A 17900-nucleotide genomic window follows, 5' to 3' on the forward strand; every position below is an offset into this window, starting at 1 on the left:
CGCCAAGATGCGACTACGTCGAATCGGCATCGCGGTGACGCTGTTGCTGGCGTCGGCCGGGTGCGGGGTGGCCGGCGGGGAGACCCCGTCGGTCAGTGGCAAGGACCGCCTGGTCATCGGCGTCTCCAAGGACCAGCCGGGCCTCGGCTTCCGCGACGGGTACGGCACCTACAAGGGCTTCGACATCGACGTCGCCCGCGATATCGCCCGGCGGCTCGGCGCAAAACACCTGACGTTCAAGCCGCTGGCCAGCGCCGAGCGCGAGGGGGCGCTGCGCGACGGCGACGTCGACATGGTGGTGGCGAGCTACTCCATCACGCCGCAGCGCAAGACCCAGGTCGTCTTCGGGGGCCCGTATTACGTCGCCCACCAGGACATCCTGGTGCGCGGCACCGACACGACCGTGCGGAACGTCCGCGACCTGCGCGGCAAGCGGCTCTGCCAGGTCACCGGTTCGGTCTCCTGGCGGCGCGTCACCGAGGAGCGCAAGATCGACGCCCGGCTCCTCCCGGCCTCGACGTACGGTGAGTGCCTGGACGACCTGACGTCGGGGACGGTCGACGCCATCTCCACCGACGACCTGATCCTCGCCGGCTTCGCGGCGCAACGGGGGAACCAGGTGCGCTTCGTCAACGCCCCGTTCTCGGACGAGAAGTACGGCGTGGGGCTACGGTCCGGCGACATCGGCGGGTGCGAGGACGTCAACAAGGCGATCACCGAGATGTACCAGGACGGTACCGCCGCCACCCTGCTCAAACGGTGGTTCGGCTCCACGGGCCTCAACGTCACGACGACGGTCCCCCAGTTCGAGGGCTGCGGCTGAGCCACACGGCCCGTCGCCGGGAGTCCGCGCCCGATCCCGCCGCAGCCGGCCGTGCGGGGTCTTACCGCTGCGGCGGGATCGGGCGCGGCCAGGTCTCGGCGATGGCCTGACGGAACTCGGCCAGGACCTGGCCGTACAGCGCCCAGCGGCGCTCCTCCAGCTCGCGCTGGGTGCGACCGCGGATCTTGTACTTTCCGGAGGCGGAGACGGCGACCCACTCCCCCGTCAGCGGGTCCTCCCGCACGGTGAACCCCGGGATCATCGGGACCGGATCGGGGGCGATCATCGGCCGAACCCCGCGATCTCGGCCGGGGACAGGGTCACCCCTGGCTTGGCCAGGACAGCGTGGACCACTTTGTCCACATCACCGACCTCGACCCAGACCAGGTCGGCCACGGCCTCGCTGATCAGCATCCCTCGCCCGTTCGTCTCGGTGGGATCCGGCTCCTTCTTCGTCGGCAGCACATCGGGATAGGGGTCGCGGACCCGCAGCCGAGTCCACCGTCCGTGCGCCTCGATGGCGAACCAGATGCCCGGCTCGACACCGGACGCCGGCGCCTCCAGGGTCCGGACACACCGGATGGCGTTCGTAACCAGCTCGGAGGTCACCAACTCGACGTTGTAGACGAAGTCCGGATCGGCGTGCGTCAGTCGCCTGCGGACGATATGCCGCACCTGGGCGACGGCTTCGGGCATCGGCTGGATCTCGACCCAGTCCGGACCTGGAGCGTAGACGTAGGCGACGCGCCCCGGTCTTTTCGGTGATGGCAGGTGTTGCGTCATGAAGGACCCCCAGAGGTGGGAGTGGCCCACTACTCCACGTAGCGCCACGAACACGGTGCGCTCCACTATGCTCCGCCTATTAGCTAATTCGCAATGCGGTTGACTCGATTAGTCAAGATCTATTAGAGATTCGCGTATTGATGTCCGATTCTGCGACGAACGCTCTACGATCAGTGACCGCCCCAAGGAATCTGTGAGCTTGAGAGGGACGAGATGGCCGACGCCAGGCACAGCCCGACGGTGCGCCGTCGTCGGCTCGCCAGGGAACTCCGGAAGCTCCGCGAGGCGGCAGGCATGACCGCCGACGAGGTCAACCGCCGGCTCGAGTGGGCGAACGGCAAGGTGAACAAGTTGGAGCGAGCCTTGACCGTCCGGCCACGCGTCACCGACATCCGCGTGCTCCTGGACACCTACGGTGTGACCGCCCAGGCCATCCGTGAGGCGCTGTTCGACCTGACCAGGCAGGCGCGCGAACGCGGTTGGTGGACCGCGTACGGACCGCTCGATGACAACTACGTCGAGTTCGAGGCCGAAGCCTCAAAGATCAGTACGTACGAGCTCGCCATGATTCCTGGACTACTCCAGACACCGCAGTACGCCCGCGCGATCCAGCACGGCTGGATTACGAAGGATGACGAGGAGATCGAGAACCTGGTCCGATTGCGCATGGAGCGGCAAAAGATCCTTACTGATACGAACCCGCCGAGGCTGTGGGCGATCATCGACGAAAACGCCCTAACACGTTTCTTTGGCTCATACGAGGCCAAAGTCGAGCAGCTGCAGCGGCTCATCGAGACCGAGCGTATGGACCACGTCGCCGTACAGGTGCTGCCGATGGACGCGGCTCCACATCCGGGACTTCACGGCTCGTTCGTGATCCTGGATTATGAGAATGATCCAAGCCTGGTCTACCGCGAGGCACGGCCGGGCTCCTCCTACGTGGAAGGCGCCGCCGAGGTTGAGGAACGACGAACCATCTTCCAGCAACTGAGCGAGACGGCGCTCGGGCCGGACGAGTCGATCGCCTGGCTCAGACGGTTGGCGAAGAAGACCGGAATGAGGTAGCCCACGGTGTCCCAATCCTCCAGCACCAATTGGCGCAAGAGCAGGCGCTCAGGCAGCGGGTCGGGCAACTGCGTCGAAGTCGCCGTCGTCACCGGCCAGGAGCAGTTCAAGCGCTGACCTGCGGGAAGGCTGAACGCTCCGGCGTACTGTCGCCGGGGCTGTCATGGCGTCCTGACAGCGGAATATCGGTGCCCGGTGATGTACTCGACCCTGCCTTACTCTTCGTCCCGTGCGGGAGCGGCCGGGTCATCCACGGTCGTTAGGGAGGTCGCCTGACGATCGAGGTCGATCCGCAGGTGTTCGGTGACAGGGAGGACGATGACGACCTCTCCAACGAGCACGTGATCATCGTTGGCTCGGCGGATACGGACGCCGCCGAGCGTGCACCGGCCCGTGCAGGCCATCGTTTCTATTCGGTCGCTGAGGACGCGGGAGCTCACCCCCGAGGAAGCGGACGCGGAGGCCGGGGAGATCTACACGCCGAACTACGTCTCCGACATCCGGGTGGCGGCCCGCGGCCCGTGGTATTACGTGGACTGCAAGGGCCAGATCCCGCCGCCGATGCAGGAGCGGATGATCGCGGTGTTGGAGGAGCTGGAACGAGAGGGCGTGAGCGCCCTCGTCGAAGTCCCTGCCGACGATGAGATGGACTATATGGACAACGGCACCCGCAGCGAGCTCCTCAGCCGTCTGTCCGAGGCGGTCGAATCCGTCACGAACGCGCACCCGACACGGGTCGCCGTCGACGGACCGCCCGCCGCCGGTAAGACCACGCTGGCCGACGAGCTCGCCGTCGTCCTGCGCGCGCAGGGCCGCGAAGTCATCCGCGCGACGATCGAAGACTTCCTTACCCCCCGATCACAACGCTATCGGCGCGGCAAGCACTCCGCCGACGGCTGCTATCACGACAGCTTCGACTTCGACGCGCTGCACCAGGTGCTGCTCGATCCGCTGGGCCCACGCGGAGACCGAAGGTTCCAGCAGGCGGTCTACGACAAAGTTACGGACACCGCACTGTCACAGCCGGTCACGACTGCGCCTGCCGACGCCGTGCTGCTCTTCGACGGCGTGTTCCTCATGCGCCCGGAGCTGATTGACCGGTGGGACCTGCGCATCTTCGTGTCCGCCGCGTTTGAGGAGACACTGGATCGCGCCCGGACCCGGGACCTGGCGGTGTACGGCTCCGTCACCGAAGTCGAGCGACGCTTCCACAACCGCTACCGCCCCTCCCAACAGCTCTACTTCGACACGGTCCGCCCGACCGATCACGCCGACATCATCGTGCACAACGACGAGCCCCAGCAGCCAGCATGGGAAGCCCGACCACGCTGACCAGATACACAGGATTTGACAATTGCTCGGGCTTGGCTGCGTGGGACCAATAAGGCGTACCCCACGCCGGTTCCGGTGGATCTCATCCGAGACTGCCTGCTGGACACCGGCATCGCCGTTGCCAGTGTCCAGTACAGATTGAGCGCAGAGGCGATCTTTCCCGCCGATTCGGTGCCTGGGGCGACTCGACCGGCGGGCATCTCGCTGCGCTACTCGCCGGCCCGGCGCCGTGATCACCGACTCTGCAGCTCGTCCGCGAGCTTGAGCAGGTAGTAACCAAGCCCGCTCAGCAAACCCGGCCAGGACACCGGACCATCGATCACGATGTCGCCGCTCTCCCGTACGGTTGCCGGAACCATCGGGGGAACCTGGCCGCGAACATAGGGCTGCTCATAGGCGTCGACGTACGGCCCGGCGAGCGGCTGCAGGCGGGTGGCCGTGGCGATGAGATGGTCGATGAGGCCCGCCAGTCCGCCATGCGCCGCCGCATAACCGCGCAACGTCTCTTCGTCCTGCGGGTTCGGGTCGTCATAGCGGGCCGCACCGCCGGTGGCGAGGGTCTCGGCCGTGGCCGTGAGCGCGTCGGTCACCTGGGCGGCACGCGCGACGATCAGCTCGGCCGCCCTCGGGTCGGGAAGCTCGCCGGCACGTGCCCGGTCGGCGAACCGCATCAGCTCGTAAAGCGGCGCATCGCCCCGTAGCGGGAAGAAGTCGATCCACAGCCCTACGGGGTCCCGCCATTCCAGCCGCCCCTCCGCATCAACGTAGGGGCGGCGGCCGGCGGCGACGCCGTCGTGTTCCAGAGCATCGGCGACTTCGGCGAGCATGGCTGAGACGCTCGGCCACATCGGCCGCCTATCGGCGCCCTCGTACTTGTCGTACTTCATGACGCAGCCCCGGAAGCGGCCGTAACGCAGATCGGCGAAGAGCACGTCACCGCAATGGTTCGTGGCGATCGGCAGCCAGTGCCGCGACCACCGGAAACCCTGTGTACCGGCCGGAGCCGTGTCGGCCTCCTCCTCCGTGCCCCACCACTCGGAATCCTCCCGATCGGCGAAGCCCTCCACCCGCGACCGGTGGAACCTCAGGGCCTCCTCGAGCGGGAGGAGCTGGTAGAACGGCGGAAGCAGATCCCCTACATGGCGGGGATGACTGCGCATTCCGTCGGCGGCGCGATACAAGGCGCGCAGGTCGGCCGGGAGGGGGACGCCCACCGCCCAGTCGGCCTCATCGATCGCCTTGGCGGTCGCCGGGCCATTCACTCCCTCGGCGGTTGCCGGTGAGTGTCCGCGTAGCCAGGTGATCATCCGGTCCCATGAGGACTGCACGTCTGCCGTCACGGCGGTGACGTTAGCGATCAGCTCCGACAGAGCGATACGACACCCGGGGGCGCGGCGACCTGAGCGCCCGGCCCAGAGGTCGGCGTGGCACCCTTGATGCGAAGCTTCGGGCTCGGGGCCGGGAGCCGCGACGTCGTGGCGTACCGCTCCCTTCCGGTGCCCGGCGGAACCGTTTCTGCTGGTCTTGGAACGGCGCACTCTCGGGGCGGCGACTCTCGACCCACCCCTGCCACCCCCGTTTACCCACGAGTAACGTGGGGTGGATCAGACGCTCATCAGCAAGGAGACACAGCGCCATGAAGACCCGTGAGGTGCACCTCGTATCCCGTCCCCACGGCTGGCCGGAGCCGACGGACTTCGCTCTGGTCGAAACCGAACTGCCGCCTCCGGGCGACGGGGAGGCGCTCGTCCGCAACCTCTTCATGTCCGTCGACCCGTACATGCGCGGGCGGATGAACGACGTGAAGTCCTACACCCCCCCGTTCGCCCTGAACGAGGTCATGACCGGCGGCGCGATCGGCGAGGTGGTCGAGTCCAACTCCCCCGACCTGCGGCCGGGCGACGTCGTCCTGCATCAGCTCGGCTGGCGGGAGCACGCGGTGGCGCCCGCCGACCAGTTCCACAAGGTGACGCCGGTCGACGGCGTGTCCCCCTCGGCCTTCCTCGGCGTGCTCGGCATGCCGGGACTGACGGCGTACGCGGGGCTGCTCGACATCGCCGGCATGAAGGAGGGCGACACCGTCTTCGTCTCCGGCGCGGCCGGGGCCGTCGGCTCGCTCGTCGGCCAGATCGCCCGGCTGCGCGGCGCCGCCCGCGTCATCGGCAGCGCCGGCTCCGACGAGAAGGTCGCCTACCTTACCGATCGGCTCGGCTTCGACGCCGCCTTCAACTACAAGTCCGGCCTGGTGCGCAAACTGCTCGCCGAGGCGGCCCCCGACGGCATCGACGTCTACTTCGACAACGTCGGAGGCGACCACCTCGAAGCGGCGATCGAGGCGTTCAACAATCACGGACGGGCCGCGATCTGCGGCGCGATCTCGATGTACAACGCCACCGAGCCGCAGCCCGCGCCGCGGAACCTGCCCCTCATGATCGGCAAGCGCCTCACGCTGCGCGGCTTCATCGTCATCGACCACTACCACCAGTTCGGCGACTTCGTCCGCGAGGTCGGCGGCTGGCTCGCCGAGGGACAGATGGAGTTCGAGGAGACGGTGTTCGAGGGCGTCGACCACGCCGTCGACGCGTTCCTGGCCATGCTGCGCGGACAGAACACCGGCAAGATGATCGTCCGCCTGTAGCGACCGCGGCAGAGCCCCGTCAGGCCCCGTCGAGCAGGCGGAGCCCGAGCGGCGTGGCCACGTGCAGGACCGCCTTGCCCGCCCTCCGCGTGACGACCAGGCCCGCCTCGCGGAGGGTCTTGGCGTGCGCCGACGCGGACGCCGCGCTGATGCCCGCCCGCCGGGCGACCTCCCCGTTCGTACGGTCATCGACGAGCAGCGCCAGAACGGCGGCGCGGGTGGGCCCGAGGAGGGCGGCCAGCGCGTCGCCGGCATCCGTATCGACCAGCGGCATCGGGGTGAGCGACGGGTACACCAGGAGCATCGACCCGTCGGAGTGCGTCCCGACCAGCGGCCGGCCGGTCCACACCGAGGACGGCAGGAGCGTGACGCCGCGGCCGCCGGGCGTGTGCTCGCTTTCCCCTGCGACGTCGAACTCCAGCGTGGTGCCGTTCCACCGCGCTCCGGGATGCAGTCCGGTCAGCGTCTCCCTGATGCCGCCGCCGGCCAGGAGGGTCCGCCGCCAGGCCACGTCGGCGTCGAAGCTGGCCCGGATCCGCGGCCACTCCGGGGCGATGATGGCGTCGTACGCGCTCCGCAACGCCTCTTCGAGGATCCGCCAGGCGCCGGAGTCATGGTCGGCCAGTCCCCGCGTCCACGGCGTCGGGCGGCAGGCCCGCAGGATCTCGGCGCGGGCGTACGCGTCCGGCGTGGACAGCACCCGGTCCAGCCCGTCGTCGAAGCCGTCGCTGACCGGGTCGACGAACAGCGGCCCGGCTGCCGTCGGCGGGATCAGCTCGAACAGCGGGAGGGCCGCCCGGGGGCGCCGTGTCCGGCGGGCCCAGCGGGCGAACACCGGGTCGCCGCGCTGAAGGGTGGCGACCGCCATCCCGAGTTCGATGAGAGGTGCGGGCCCTGCCGCGAGCCTGGTGCGGAGGAGGTCTTCGGCGGTGAAGTGGATCCGCAGCATGCGGGACCTTTCGGTCTGGGCTTGAATGATCGCGTCTCTCCCCCGGGCTCCCCCACGATGCGGAGGAAGATCCACGAAGGGATGATGATGCGTCGAGTATTCTCCGCCGCCGCCATCGCGGCGACCACGGCCGGTCTGATCGCTCCGGCCACGGCGGCGTCGGCCACGAGCGGATGGGAGCCGTACCGGGCCGCGCCGTTCACGACCGCCGGGGTCTGCCCGTTCACGATCCACGGCGACATCCTCCGGGACGAGGAGGAGATCCGGACGGTGTCGACCTACCCGGACGGCACCCCGAAGGTCCAGGAGTTCCGGGGGCCGCTGGTGATCCGTTTCACCAACGAGAGCACCGGTAGGTCGGCGGTCCGGGACGTTTCGGGCTTCGCCCGCCTGCGCCACCGGAAGGACGGCGGTTCGGTCTGGCACTTCGACGGCGGGGCCAGCGTGCGGGTCCCCGCCGGCAGCCGCGCGTATCCGGTCGGCTGGTACATCCTGCAGGGACGGTTCACGCTCATCGTCGCGCCGGACGGCACCCGCGACTTCCGGTCGGTCCACGCCACCGTCGAAGACCTCTGCCAGACGCTGGCCTGACCGGCGCGCCCGAGCCCACCGCCACCGGCGAGCCGGAGGCAGGCCGGTGGCGGTGGAGCCGTGTTCTCAGGAGGCCGGGACCGCCTCAACTCGTGCGCGGCCGGACGAAGGCGGCGGTCACGGCCAGGGCGACCAGCACGAAAATCGTGCCGACGGTGAACGCGACGTTCACCCCGTGGGTCAGACCGCCGTGCCGGAGCGCCGTCCCGTACACCGAGACGAGCACCGCCATGCCGAGCGCGCCGCCGACCTGCTGCGCGGTCTGCAGCGTGCCGGAGGCCGCACCGGAGTCCTCGCGTCGCACGCCGGCCAGGACCGTGGCGGTGACCGGCAGGAACACCAGGCCGGCGCCGAGCCCGAACAGGACCATCGGCGCGAGGACGCCCGAGGCGTACCCGCTGTGTGCCGACAGGCGGGTCAGCCATGCCATGCCCACCGCGATGAGCGGCAGGCCGATCAGTATGAGCCGCCGCGCGCCGACCCGCGGGATCAGCCGTGGCGAGACGCGTGCCATGACGAATATCAGCCCCGACATCGGCAGGAACGCCACACCGGCCTTGAGGGGGCTGAACCCCAGGACGTTCTGCAGGAACTGGACGATGAAGAAGAACATCCCGAACATCGCCGCCGCCAGCAGGAGCATGTTGAGGTAGGAGCCGGACCGTGCCCGGTCGGCGAACAGCCGCAGGGGCACGACGGGCCGCTCCGCGCGCATCTCGACGACGAGGAAGGCGGCGAGGAGGAGGACGCCGCCGGCGAAGGCCGCCAGGGTGCCCCCGTCGCCCCATCCGGCGTCGGCCGCGCGGATGAAGCCGTACACCAGCGCGACCATGCCGGTGACGACCGTGACGGCGCCCGCGACGTCGAGGCGCCCCCGGTGCCGTTCGGTCTCCCGCAGTACCCGCGGAGCGAGGAACAGGACCACCGCTCCGACCGGCACATTGATGAACAACACCCAGCGCCATGACGCCCAGTCGGTGAGCATGCCGCCGAGGACGAGGCCGATGGAGGCTCCGGCCGACGAGGTGGCCGAGAAGACCCCGAGCGCCCGGTTGCGCTCGGGCCCCTCCTCGAAGTTGGTCGCGATGAGGGCGAGCGCGCTCGGCGCGGCGAGGGCCGCGCCGACACCCTGGACGACTCGGGCGGTGAGCAGCCAGGCCGCGGAGCCCGAGAACCCGCCGAACAGCGAGGCGAGGGTGAACACCGCGATGCCGATGATGAAGGTCCGCCGCCGCCCGGCCATGTCGCCGGTCCGGCCGCCGAGCAGGAGCAGCCCGCCGAAGGCGAGCGAGTAGGCGTTGGTCACCCACGACAGGCCGGTCGCGGAGAAGTGGAGGCTGTGCTGAATCTTGGGGAGGGCGACGAACATGACGCTCGCGTCGAGCACCACCATCAGCTGGCAGGCGACGATGACGGCGAGCGAGAGTCCCGGGTGACGCATGTGTCGTCGCCGCCGCTCGTCGGCGAGCGGCGGGTCGCCCATCTGGACGGTCTGCTGGGACATGGGTCGTAGACTCCTCGTGCAGGAAGGGTTACGGCCGTCCTCCGAAGTGACTGTCGGGGAGTGGTCGATTAACCGGAGGCTGCCTCCGCAAACAATACGGAGGTACCCTCCGGTTGGCAACCGCGTTTTGGGAGGGGCGATGTCGACGACCACGGGGCAGCGTCCGATGCGGGCCGACGCGCGCCGCAACTACGAGCGGCTGCTGGCCGAGGCGAAGGAATCCTTCCTCGAGCACGGCGCCGACGCCTCGCTGGAGGAGATCGCCCGCCGCGCCGGCGTCGGGATCGGCACGCTCTACCGCCACTTCCCCACCCGCCTGGCCCTGCAGGAGGCGGTCTACCGCGAGGAGATGGAACAGCTCGCGGCGAAGGCGTACGAGCTCGCCGAGACATCCCCTCCGGACGAGGGCATCGCCGCGTGGATCCTGGCCATCGCCGAGTACTCCCGCACCAAGCGCGGGCTCGTGCAGATCCTGAAGGCCACCATCGACCTGCACTCGGACCAGTTCATCAGCTGCCACGACCAGATCGAGACGGCCGCCGAGACGATCCTCGCCCGCGCTCACGCGGCAGGCACCGCCCGCCCCGATCTCCGGCCGTGCGACCTGCTCCGGCTCGCCCACGCCCTGTCCGTGGCGAGCGAACGGGCACCAGAGGACACCGAGCTTCTGCTGTCCTTCATGCTGGACGGTCTGCGCCCGCGCTCCTGACCCGGCGCCCCGAATCCGCGTCCCGGCGTGCGTCCCTCACCGTCGCCGCGTCGCTCGCCTACCTGACGCTCGCCCGGGGGCATCGACCGATCGGTTGATGCCGGGGATCCACCGGAGCCGTACCCGACCGGTCGATCCCCGCGCACCCCTCCGCGGGCGATCCTCGAATCCGTCACCACGGAATCGAGGAAGAGGCCATGCCGGTCATCGACGTCAGGAACCTGCACAAGCGGTACGGAGCGAAGGTCGCGGTCGAGGACGTGTCCTTCGCGGTCGAGGAAGGGGAGATCTTCGGCGTCCTCGGCCCGAACGGCGCCGGCAAGACCACCACCGTCGAGTGCGTCGAGGGGCTGCGCACCCCTGACCGGGGCACGGTGTCGGTGCTCGGGCTGGACCCCCGCCGTGACCGCACGGAGCTCACCCGGCGGCTCGGCGTCCAGCTCCAGGCGAGCGAGCTGCCCGACAAGATGAAGGTCGGCGAGGCCCTGGAGCTGTACGCCTCCTTCTACGACCGGCCCGCCGACCCCGGACGGCTGATCGAGGAACTCGGGCTCGCCGACCAGCACGACACGCGCTTCGGCCGGTTGTCGGGCGGACAGAAGCAGCGGGTGTCGATCGCCCTCGCGCTGGTCGGCGACCCGGAGGTCGCGGTCCTGGACGAGCTGACCACCGGCCTGGACCCGCAGGCGCGGCGTGACACCTGGCGGCTGATCGAGGGGGTACGGGACCGAGGCGTCACGATCGTGCTCGTCACCCACTTCATGGAGGAGGCCGAGCGCCTCTGCGACCGTCTCGCCGTCATCGACGCCGGCCGGGTGGTCGCCGTCGACACCCCCGCCGGGCTGGTGTCACGGGTCGCGCCCGAGCAGCGCGTACGGTTCCGGCCCTCCGTCCCCCTGGACGACCACCTGCTCAAGGAGCTGCCCGAGGTACGGAACGTGACCAAGACGGGCGGGCAGGTCGTGGTGACCGGCACCGACGGCCTCCTGCAGGCGGTCACCTCGGTCCTGGCCCGCAACCACGTCATCGCCGCCGACCTGCGCGTCGAGCAGAGCAGCCTGGACGACGCCTTCGTCGCGCTGACCGGCCGCACCATCGACTGACACGCCCCATCACCACCCCGGGAGACATCATGCTCGCCAAGCTCACGTACCTGGAACTGAAGCTCTTCACCCGCGAGATCATCACGCCGGTGCTGGTCCTGCTGCTGCCGCTCGCCCTGCTGCTCGGATTCGGGTACCTCCCCGGCGGGAACAAGGCCCAGCAGGCCCTCGGCGGCCAGACCACCCCCGAGTACATGGCCGCGCTGGGCGTGGGGCTCACGCTGACGGTCCTCGGCCTGTCCATCCTGCCCGCCACGCTCGCCGGGTACCGGGAGAAGGGCGTGCTGCGGCGCATGGCCACGACGCCCGTCCGCCCGGCGTACCTGCTCATCGCCCAGCTCCTGCTGTACGTCGCCGCCGCGTTCGTCTCGGTCGCACTGATGATCATTGCTGCCCGCGTGCTGTTCGGCACGCCCGTTCCCGAGCGGTTCCCCGCGTTCGTGGGAACGGTCGTCCTCGGCATCGGGGCACTGTTCGGAATCGGGCTCGTCGTCGCCGCCGTCGCCCCGGGCGCGAAGGCCGGCAACCTGATCGGCATGGTGCTGTTCTTCCCGAGCCTCTTCCTCGGCGGCGTGTACATCCCCCGTGAGCAGATGCCGTCGGCGCTCCGAGCCGTCGGCGACTACACCCCCTTGGGCGCGACGCTCAAGACCATGCGGGACAGCTGGATGGGCGCCGAGCCGCATCTCGCCCAACTCGCCATAATGGCGGCGTACGCGGTCGCCGCCGGGCTGACGGCCGCCCGGCTCTTCCGGTGGGAGTGATGATGGCGGTACCCCAGGGCGGCGTGGACCGGCGCGAGGCCGTCATCGCCCGGGTCGTCCCGTACGGGGCGCTCGCCATCTCCACGACCCTGGTCCTGCTGGCCGACGCGAAGTCACCGGCGCAGGTCTGGGCGACGCTCGGCCTGGCGGTGACCGCCGCCGTCTGGATGCTGATCGTCACCCTGCCCGGCGTCTTCTGGGCCCCGCCGGTGCTCTACTTCGCCGGTCTCCTGGTGCTGTTCGCCGTCATGGTCCTGCGGAGCCCGCTGTTCGGCCTCTTCGCCTGGACCGGGTACGTCCAGGTGGTCCACCTGCGGGGCCACTGGAAGTGGGCCGGCGTCGTGGCCACGGCGACGGTCGTGTCCGTCACGTACGTCGGGGGCTTCGACCAGCTCGACGCGACGACGATCCCGGTCTATCTCATCTTCGTGGTGGCGACTGCGGCCGTCGGCGCGGTGTTCATGCTGCTCGACGTCAGACGGCGCAGGACGCTCGACCGGCTGGCCGAGTCCAACGCACGCCTGGAGGTGGCGCTGGGGGAGAACGCCGGGCTGCACGCCCAACTGCTGGCCCAGGCGCGTGAGGCCGGCGTGCTGGACGAACGCCAGCGCATGGCCCGCGAGATCCACGACACCCTGGCGCAGGGCTTCACCGGGATCGTCGCCCAGTTGGAGGCGGCACGGCAGAACCCCACCGAATGGCGGCGCCACGCCGACCTGGCACAGGCGCTGGCCCGCGAGAACCTCGCGGAGGCGCGCCGGTCGGTGGAGGCGCTGCGGTCGCCGCACCTGGACGACGCGCGGCTGCCGGAGGCCATCGCCGGGATGAGCGAACGCTGGTCGCGGGCCTCCGGGCTCTCCATCGGCGTCGAGACGACCGGCGAACCCCGGCCGATGCTCCCCGACGTCGAGGTCGCGCTGTTCCGCGTCGCCCAGGAGGCGCTGACGAACGTCGCCAAACACGCCGGGGCCTCCCGGGTCGGCCTGACCCTGTCCTACCTGGACGACGTCGTCCTGCTGGACGTCCGCGACGACGGGGTCGGCTTCGACCCGGACGTGAGCGGCGCAGGCTTCGGGCTGACCTCGATGCGGCAACGACTGCTCCAGGTGGCCGGACGGCTGGAGATAGAGAGCGGTCCCGGCGAGGGCACCGCGATCAACGCGACCGTCCCCGCCCTGCCCCCGGGAGAGCAACCGTGATCCGCCTGCTGATCGTCGACGACCATCCGATCGTCCGGGACGGCCTGCGCGGCGTCTTCGCCGGCGACCCGGACTTCGAGGTGACCGGCGAGGCCGCCAACGGCGCGGAGGCGATCGCGCTGGCCGCCGGCGCCGACGTCGTCCTCATGGACCTGCGCATGCCGGAGATGAGCGGGGTCGAGGCGATCGCCCGGCTCCGCGACACCCACCCCGCCGTCCGCGTCCTGGTCCTGACCACCTTCGACACCGACAGCGACGTGCTACCCGCCATCGAGGCCGGGGCCACCGGCTATCTCCTGAAGGACGCCCCGCGCGAGGAGCTCATCCGGGCGGTCCGCGCGGCGTACCGCGGCGAGTCGGTGCTGTCCCCGTCCGTCGCGGGCCGCCTGATGGGCCGGGTGCGCGGCCCCTCCCCCGGCACGCTCAGCAAGCGGGAGCGCGAGGTGCTCGCCCTCGTCGCCGACGGCACCACCAACCGGGAGGTGGCGCGGCGCCTGTTCGTCAGCGAGGCGACCATCAAGACGCACCTGCTGCACATCTACGACAAACTCGGTGTCCGCGACCGTGCCGCCGCCGTCGGCGAGGCCTACAAGCGCGGTCTCCTCCCCTGACGGCGGCGGTCACTCATGCGAGACGCGCTCAGTGCGCGCCGGCTCCGGTCAGGGAACGCACGGACAGCTCGGTGAAGCCGTCCGGGTCGGTCTTGTCCCGGCTGAGGAACGTGCCCACGAAGGCGCACAGGAACCCGACGGGGATCGAGACCAGACCGGGGTTGTCCAGCGGGAACCAGTGGAAGTCGGTGCCCTTGGGGAACAGCGACAGGCTCTGCCCCGTGACCGGATCGACCTTCCCGGACACCACCGGCGAGAAGACGACCAGCACGATCGAGCTGAGCAGCCCGCCGTAGATCCCGGCGACCATCCCTGCCCCGTTGAACCGGCGCCAGAACAGGGTGAAGACGATCGCGGGGAGGTTCGCCGACGCGGCCATCGCGAAGGCGAGCGCCACCAGGAACGCGACGTTGAGGTTCTTGGCGAAGACGGCCAGCACGATGGCGACCGAGCCGATGAGGAAGGCCGCGAACCGCGCGACCGCCACCTCCTGCCGCTCCTGCGGCCGGCCCAGCATCAGCACGTTGCCGAAGTAGTCGTGCGCGAGCGACGTGGCCGAGGCCATGACCAGTCCGGCGACCACCGCCAGGATCGTCGCGAACGCCACCGAGGCGACGAACGCGAGCATGATGTCACCGCCGATCCGTCCCGCGACGTGCCGGCCGAGCTCGCGGGCGAGCAGCGGCGCCGCCGTGTTGCCCGCGGGGTCGTGCGCGATGATCTCCTTGCGCCCGACCAGCGCGGTCGCGCCGAAGCCCAGCGCGATCGTCATCAGGTAGAACGCCCCGACCAGACCCATCGCCCAGTTCACCGAGGTGCGCGCGGCCCGCGCGTCCGGCACGGTGTAGAAGCGGGTGACGATGTGCGGCAGGCCGGCGGTGCCGAGGACGAGAGCGAGGGCGAGGCTCACGAAGTCCAGCTTGTTGAACAGCGTCTGCGACGAGTGGCCCGAGACCTCCTTGCCGTACTTCAGGCCGGGTTCGAGGAAGGCGTGCCCCTTGCCGCTGGACCGGGCCGCCGCACCGAGCAGGTGGCTGAGGTCGAAGCCGAAGCGCCCGAGGACGAGGACCGTCATGAGGGTCGCGCCGAACATCAGCAGCGCGGCCTTGATGATCTGCACCCAGGTGGTGCCCTTCATCCCGCCGAACATCACATAGCAGATCATGAGCGCGCCGACGACGACGATCGTCATCACCTCGGCCGTCCCCGCCGACATGCCGAGGAACGTCGCGCCGGGCCGTACGCCGAGCAGCAGGGCGATGAGCGCACCGGCCCCGACCATCTGCGCGATGAGGTAGAACACCGACACCGTCACGGTGGACACCGCCGCGGCGATCCGTACGGAGGACTGCCGGCGGGCCCGATGGGAGAGCACGTCGGCCATGGTGAAGCGGCCGGTGTTGCGCATCAGCTCGACGATCAGCAGCGCCGGCAGCCACGCCACCAGGAAACCGATGGAGTAGAGGAAGCCGTCGTAGCCGGACAGCGAGATGATCCCGGCGATGCCGAGGAACGACGCCGCGGACATGTAGTCGCCCGCGAGCGCCAGGCCGTTCTGCGGACCGGAGAAGACGCGCCCGCCGGCGTAGAAGTCGACGGCCCCGTCGGTGTGCATCCGCGCCCAGACCGTGATGGCCAGGGTGATGCAGACGAGCCCGATGAACAGCGCGAACGTGATGGTCCGCCCGCTTCCCGCGAGGGAACCCGCACTGGCGAAGATCACCGCGTGCCTCCCGTCCACGGCCGGGTGGCCGTCTCGGGCCAGGGTGAGGGCCGGGGCGGAGACGCCGTTCCGGGCCGCGCGGCCGGATCCGGTGGCGACTGCGTCCCGTCCGGGGGCGTCGGGCCAAGGTAGGGCCGTTCGCCGGAGGGCGGGGCCGCCGCCCGGCGGCGGACCGCCTCGCCGACGCGCTCCTCGGCGTCGGCCACGATCTGGGCGGCCAGCGGGTCGAGCACCTCCCGCGCGTAGCGGGTGTGGCGCCAGGCGAGCACGAACGCCGAGGCGAACTGGAGCACCCCGAACACGAGCGCGACGTTGATGTTCCCGAAGAGCCGGTACGCCATGAGGTCGCGCGCGAACGCCGACGCGAGGACGTACAGGAAGTACCAGCCGAGGAACAGAGAAACCATCAGGACGATTAACCTTCGAAATTTCCCTTTCAGGACGACGAACCTTTCATCTTGCCTTATCGCGACATATCGGGCGCGATCGCGCGGATCCGTTCTGCGACGTGGCGATGGCCGTGACCCGGTGACCACCACACACCCCTCCCTGTCTCGGCCGTGACCCTACGTGGTTCTCCAACTCCGCAATGAGATCAGACCGAGGCCGCTCGCATTCACCACTTCGCAGGAATTCGTGCGGGGAAAAGCGGGATCCCCGGCGGAGACCGCCGGGGATCCGCCTTCCTCACAGGCGGGTCGGCCGGTCACGGCGGGCCAGAGCGGCGAGCGCCGGCAGCAGGGCCGGGGCCGCCGCCGCGACGAAGCAGCAGGCCAGTGGCAGGCGGCCCACCAGTTGGCCGGCCATCGCCGCACCGAAGGACGAGCCCGCGTTGAAGGCGGTGTTGACCCACGCGCCCGCCCGCGTGCGGCCGCCGTGATCCGCGGACTCCTCCGCGAGCAGGTACGCCGTGGTCATGGCCGGGGCGACGAACAGCCCTGCGGCACCCACCACCGCCGACAGCACGTACAGGCCCGGCGCGGACCCGGCGGCCGCCAGGGGCACCGCCACGGCGGCGGTCAGCAGCGGCAGCCGCACCCGCCCGGACACCCGCCAGGACAGCGCCCCGTACGCCAGGCCACCGATCGCGCTGCCGACGGACAGCGCGGCCTCGGCCCACGCGGCCGCGGCCGCGTCGTCGCGGCGGGAGGCGAAGGCGACGACGAGCAGGCCCAGCGCACCGAGGCACGCGCCGACCCCGGCCGACAGGACGACCGGCCGCCCGAGCCCGCCGAAGAAGCCTCCCGGCCGGGGCGGCGCGAGGCCGTCCGTCTCCGGGCCCGCGGCCTCGTCGCCCGGCCCGCTGCGGGACCGGGCGACCGGGGACGAGACAAGGGCGAAGGTGCCGGATAGGACGAGCCCGGCGCTGACGGCCAGGCCCGCGGCCGGCCGCGCGAGCGCCGCGATCAGACCGGCCAGCAGCGGCCCGGCGACGAACAGCAGTTCCTCCGCGACGGTGTCCAGGCTGAACGCGCGCTGCAACAGCCGCCGGTCGGGCAGCAGGTCGCTCCACAGCGTGCGCATGACCGGGCCGAGCGGAGGCGGGAACGCGCCCGCCGCGAACGCCAGGACCACGACGGGAGCGGCGGGCACGCCCCGCCGCGCGGTGACGAGGGCCAGCGCGGCCAGCAGCACCGCGTACGCGACGGCCATCGACGGAAGCGCACGCCGGGGCCCGTACCGGTCGATCAGCCGGGCACGCACGGGAGACAGCACCGAGACCGCCAGCCCGAACAGGGCGACGGCGGCGCCCGCCGTGGCGTACGAGCCGGTCGCACCGGCCGACGCGAGCGTCAGGGACAGGGAGACCACGCCGTACGACAGCCGGCCGAGCAGCGCGGCGCCGAAGGTGCGGCGAGCGTGCGGGGCACGCAGGACGGCGGCATAGGAGGGAGAAGACACGAGACGTTCCTCGGAGAGACCGGCGCGCGGGAACCGCGCCGGGAGTGTCAGGGGACACCGGAGGACCGCGGCACGTCGGCGCGGTCAGGGTCGGTGTCTAGACACGGGGGAGGAACACGCCCGTCACCCTACAGCGTCGGCCGGGCCGCGCCGCGGGACGGCGGGACTCGCCGTTTCGGGCAGCACAAATACCACACAGGTGGG

20 protein-coding genes are annotated in these 17900 nt (G+C 70.4%); 11 read left to right on the top strand and 9 right to left on the bottom strand.

Annotation, left to right across the window (positions count from 1 at the left end; genetic code table 11):
* Positions 1–7: 7 nt before the first annotated feature.
* Positions 8–823 (top strand): glutamate ABC transporter substrate-binding protein, encoded by an 816-nt coding sequence (locus NE236_RS37660; RefSeq protein WP_252847057.1) that lies wholly within the window; start codon positions 8–10, stop codon positions 821–823.
* Between the two features lie 61 nt (positions 824–884).
* Here NE236_RS37660 and NE236_RS37665 read toward each other — a convergent pair whose 3' ends face one another.
* Together NE236_RS37665 and NE236_RS37670 are read right to left on the bottom strand one after the other, a co-directional pair.
* Positions 885–1109: a hypothetical protein gene (locus NE236_RS37665; RefSeq protein ID WP_252847058.1), complete on the bottom strand. Its 225-nt coding sequence runs from the start codon at positions 1107–1109 to the stop codon at positions 885–887.
* Positions 1106–1606 carry an ATP-binding protein gene (locus NE236_RS37670; RefSeq protein WP_252847059.1) on the bottom strand — a complete coding sequence of 167 codons (501 nt, stop codon included), beginning with the start codon at positions 1604–1606 and terminating at the stop codon, positions 1106–1108. Before NE236_RS37670 ends, NE236_RS37665 begins: the two co-directional genes overlap by 4 nt.
* Positions 1607–1819: 213 nt before the next feature.
* Here NE236_RS37670 and NE236_RS37675 point away from each other — a divergent pair, with 213 nt between their 5' ends.
* Positions 1820–2671 carry a helix-turn-helix domain-containing protein gene (locus tag NE236_RS37675; protein ID WP_289851381.1) on the top strand — a complete coding sequence of 284 codons (852 nt, stop codon included), beginning with the start codon at positions 1820–1822 and terminating at the stop codon, positions 2669–2671.
* Between the two features lie 6 nt (positions 2672–2677).
* Positions 2678–2788, top strand: a complete 111-nt coding sequence (locus NE236_RS37680) for a DUF397 domain-containing protein (RefSeq protein WP_252847061.1) — start codon at positions 2678–2680, stop codon at positions 2786–2788.
* 98 nt (positions 2789–2886) lie between these two features.
* Here the strand turns inward: NE236_RS37680 and NE236_RS44110 are convergent, their stop codons facing one another.
* Positions 2887–3012 (bottom strand): hypothetical protein, encoded by a 126-nt coding sequence (locus NE236_RS44110; protein WP_289851382.1) that lies wholly within the window; start codon positions 3010–3012, stop codon positions 2887–2889.
* A 52-nt stretch (positions 3013–3064) separates the two neighbouring features.
* On the opposite strand from NE236_RS44110, the gene NE236_RS37685 reads away from it, so the two are divergent.
* Positions 3065–4003, top strand: a complete 939-nt coding sequence (locus NE236_RS37685; RefSeq protein ID WP_252847062.1) for a cytidylate kinase family protein — start codon at positions 3065–3067, stop codon at positions 4001–4003.
* 233 nt (positions 4004–4236) lie between these two features.
* Here NE236_RS37685 and NE236_RS37690 read toward each other — a convergent pair whose 3' ends face one another.
* Complete coding sequence (locus tag NE236_RS37690; protein ID WP_252847063.1) at positions 4237–5343, bottom strand: SMI1/KNR4 family protein; 1107 nt, start codon at positions 5341–5343, stop codon at positions 4237–4239.
* A 296-nt stretch (positions 5344–5639) separates the two neighbouring features.
* Here NE236_RS37690 and NE236_RS37695 point away from each other — a divergent pair, with 296 nt between their 5' ends.
* Complete coding sequence (locus NE236_RS37695; RefSeq protein WP_252847064.1) at positions 5640–6641, top strand: NADP-dependent oxidoreductase; 1002 nt, start codon at positions 5640–5642, stop codon at positions 6639–6641.
* A gap of 19 nt (positions 6642–6660) precedes the next feature.
* Here NE236_RS37695 and NE236_RS37700 read toward each other — a convergent pair whose 3' ends face one another.
* Entirely contained in the window at positions 6661–7590 is a 930-nt protein-coding gene (locus NE236_RS37700) for an ArsR/SmtB family transcription factor (RefSeq protein WP_252847065.1), read from the bottom strand.
* Between the two features lie 87 nt (positions 7591–7677).
* Here NE236_RS37700 and NE236_RS37705 point away from each other — a divergent pair, with 87 nt between their 5' ends.
* Positions 7678–8181, top strand: coding sequence for a hypothetical protein (locus NE236_RS37705; protein WP_252847066.1), 504 nt, complete (start codon positions 7678–7680; stop codon positions 8179–8181).
* 85 nt (positions 8182–8266) lie between these two features.
* Here the strand turns inward: NE236_RS37705 and NE236_RS37710 are convergent, their stop codons facing one another.
* The gene (locus NE236_RS37710) at positions 8267–9685 is read right to left on the bottom strand and encodes an MFS transporter (protein ID WP_252847067.1); all 1419 of its coding nucleotides are present in this window, start codon (positions 9683–9685) and stop codon (positions 8267–8269) included.
* 139 nt (positions 9686–9824) lie between these two features.
* On the opposite strand from NE236_RS37710, the gene NE236_RS37715 reads away from it, so the two are divergent.
* The 5 genes from NE236_RS37715 (at position 9825) to NE236_RS37735 (ending at position 14071) form a co-directional block, all read left to right on the top strand.
* Positions 9825–10394 carry a TetR/AcrR family transcriptional regulator gene (locus NE236_RS37715; RefSeq protein ID WP_252847068.1) on the top strand — a complete coding sequence of 190 codons (570 nt, stop codon included), beginning with the start codon at positions 9825–9827 and terminating at the stop codon, positions 10392–10394.
* A gap of 197 nt (positions 10395–10591) precedes the next feature.
* Positions 10592–11497: an ABC transporter ATP-binding protein gene (locus tag NE236_RS37720; protein ID WP_252847069.1), complete on the top strand. Its 906-nt coding sequence runs from the start codon at positions 10592–10594 to the stop codon at positions 11495–11497.
* A 29-nt stretch (positions 11498–11526) separates the two neighbouring features.
* Entirely contained in the window at positions 11527–12261 is a 735-nt protein-coding gene (locus NE236_RS37725) for an ABC transporter permease (RefSeq protein WP_252847070.1), read from the top strand.
* 2 nt (positions 12262–12263) lie between these two features.
* Positions 12264–13460 (top strand): sensor histidine kinase, encoded by a 1197-nt coding sequence (locus tag NE236_RS37730; protein ID WP_252847071.1) that lies wholly within the window; start codon positions 12264–12266, stop codon positions 13458–13460.
* Positions 13457–14071: a response regulator gene (locus NE236_RS37735; RefSeq protein ID WP_252847072.1), complete on the top strand. Its 615-nt coding sequence runs from the start codon at positions 13457–13459 to the stop codon at positions 14069–14071. Before NE236_RS37730 ends, NE236_RS37735 begins: the two co-directional genes overlap by 4 nt.
* 28 nt (positions 14072–14099) lie before the next feature.
* Here the strand turns inward: NE236_RS37735 and NE236_RS37740 are convergent, their stop codons facing one another.
* From NE236_RS37740 to NE236_RS37750, 3 genes are all read right to left on the bottom strand, one after another.
* Entirely contained in the window at positions 14100–15791 is a 1692-nt protein-coding gene (locus NE236_RS37740) for a monocarboxylic acid transporter (RefSeq protein ID WP_372494499.1), read from the bottom strand.
* A complete protein-coding gene (locus NE236_RS37745) occupies positions 15791–16333 on the bottom strand; it encodes a DUF485 domain-containing protein (protein ID WP_308209200.1) in 543 nt (180 codons plus the stop codon). The genes NE236_RS37740 and NE236_RS37745 overlap by 1 nt, the downstream gene beginning before the upstream one ends.
* A 148-nt stretch (positions 16334–16481) precedes the next feature.
* Positions 16482–17696, bottom strand: a complete 1215-nt coding sequence (locus NE236_RS37750) for an MFS transporter (RefSeq protein WP_252847075.1) — start codon at positions 17694–17696, stop codon at positions 16482–16484.
* Positions 17697–17900: the final 204 nt, after the last annotated feature.

The organism is Actinoallomurus purpureus (genome assembly GCF_024055795.1).
Lineage (GTDB): Bacteria > Actinomycetota > Actinomycetes > Streptosporangiales > Streptosporangiaceae > Actinoallomurus > Actinoallomurus purpureus.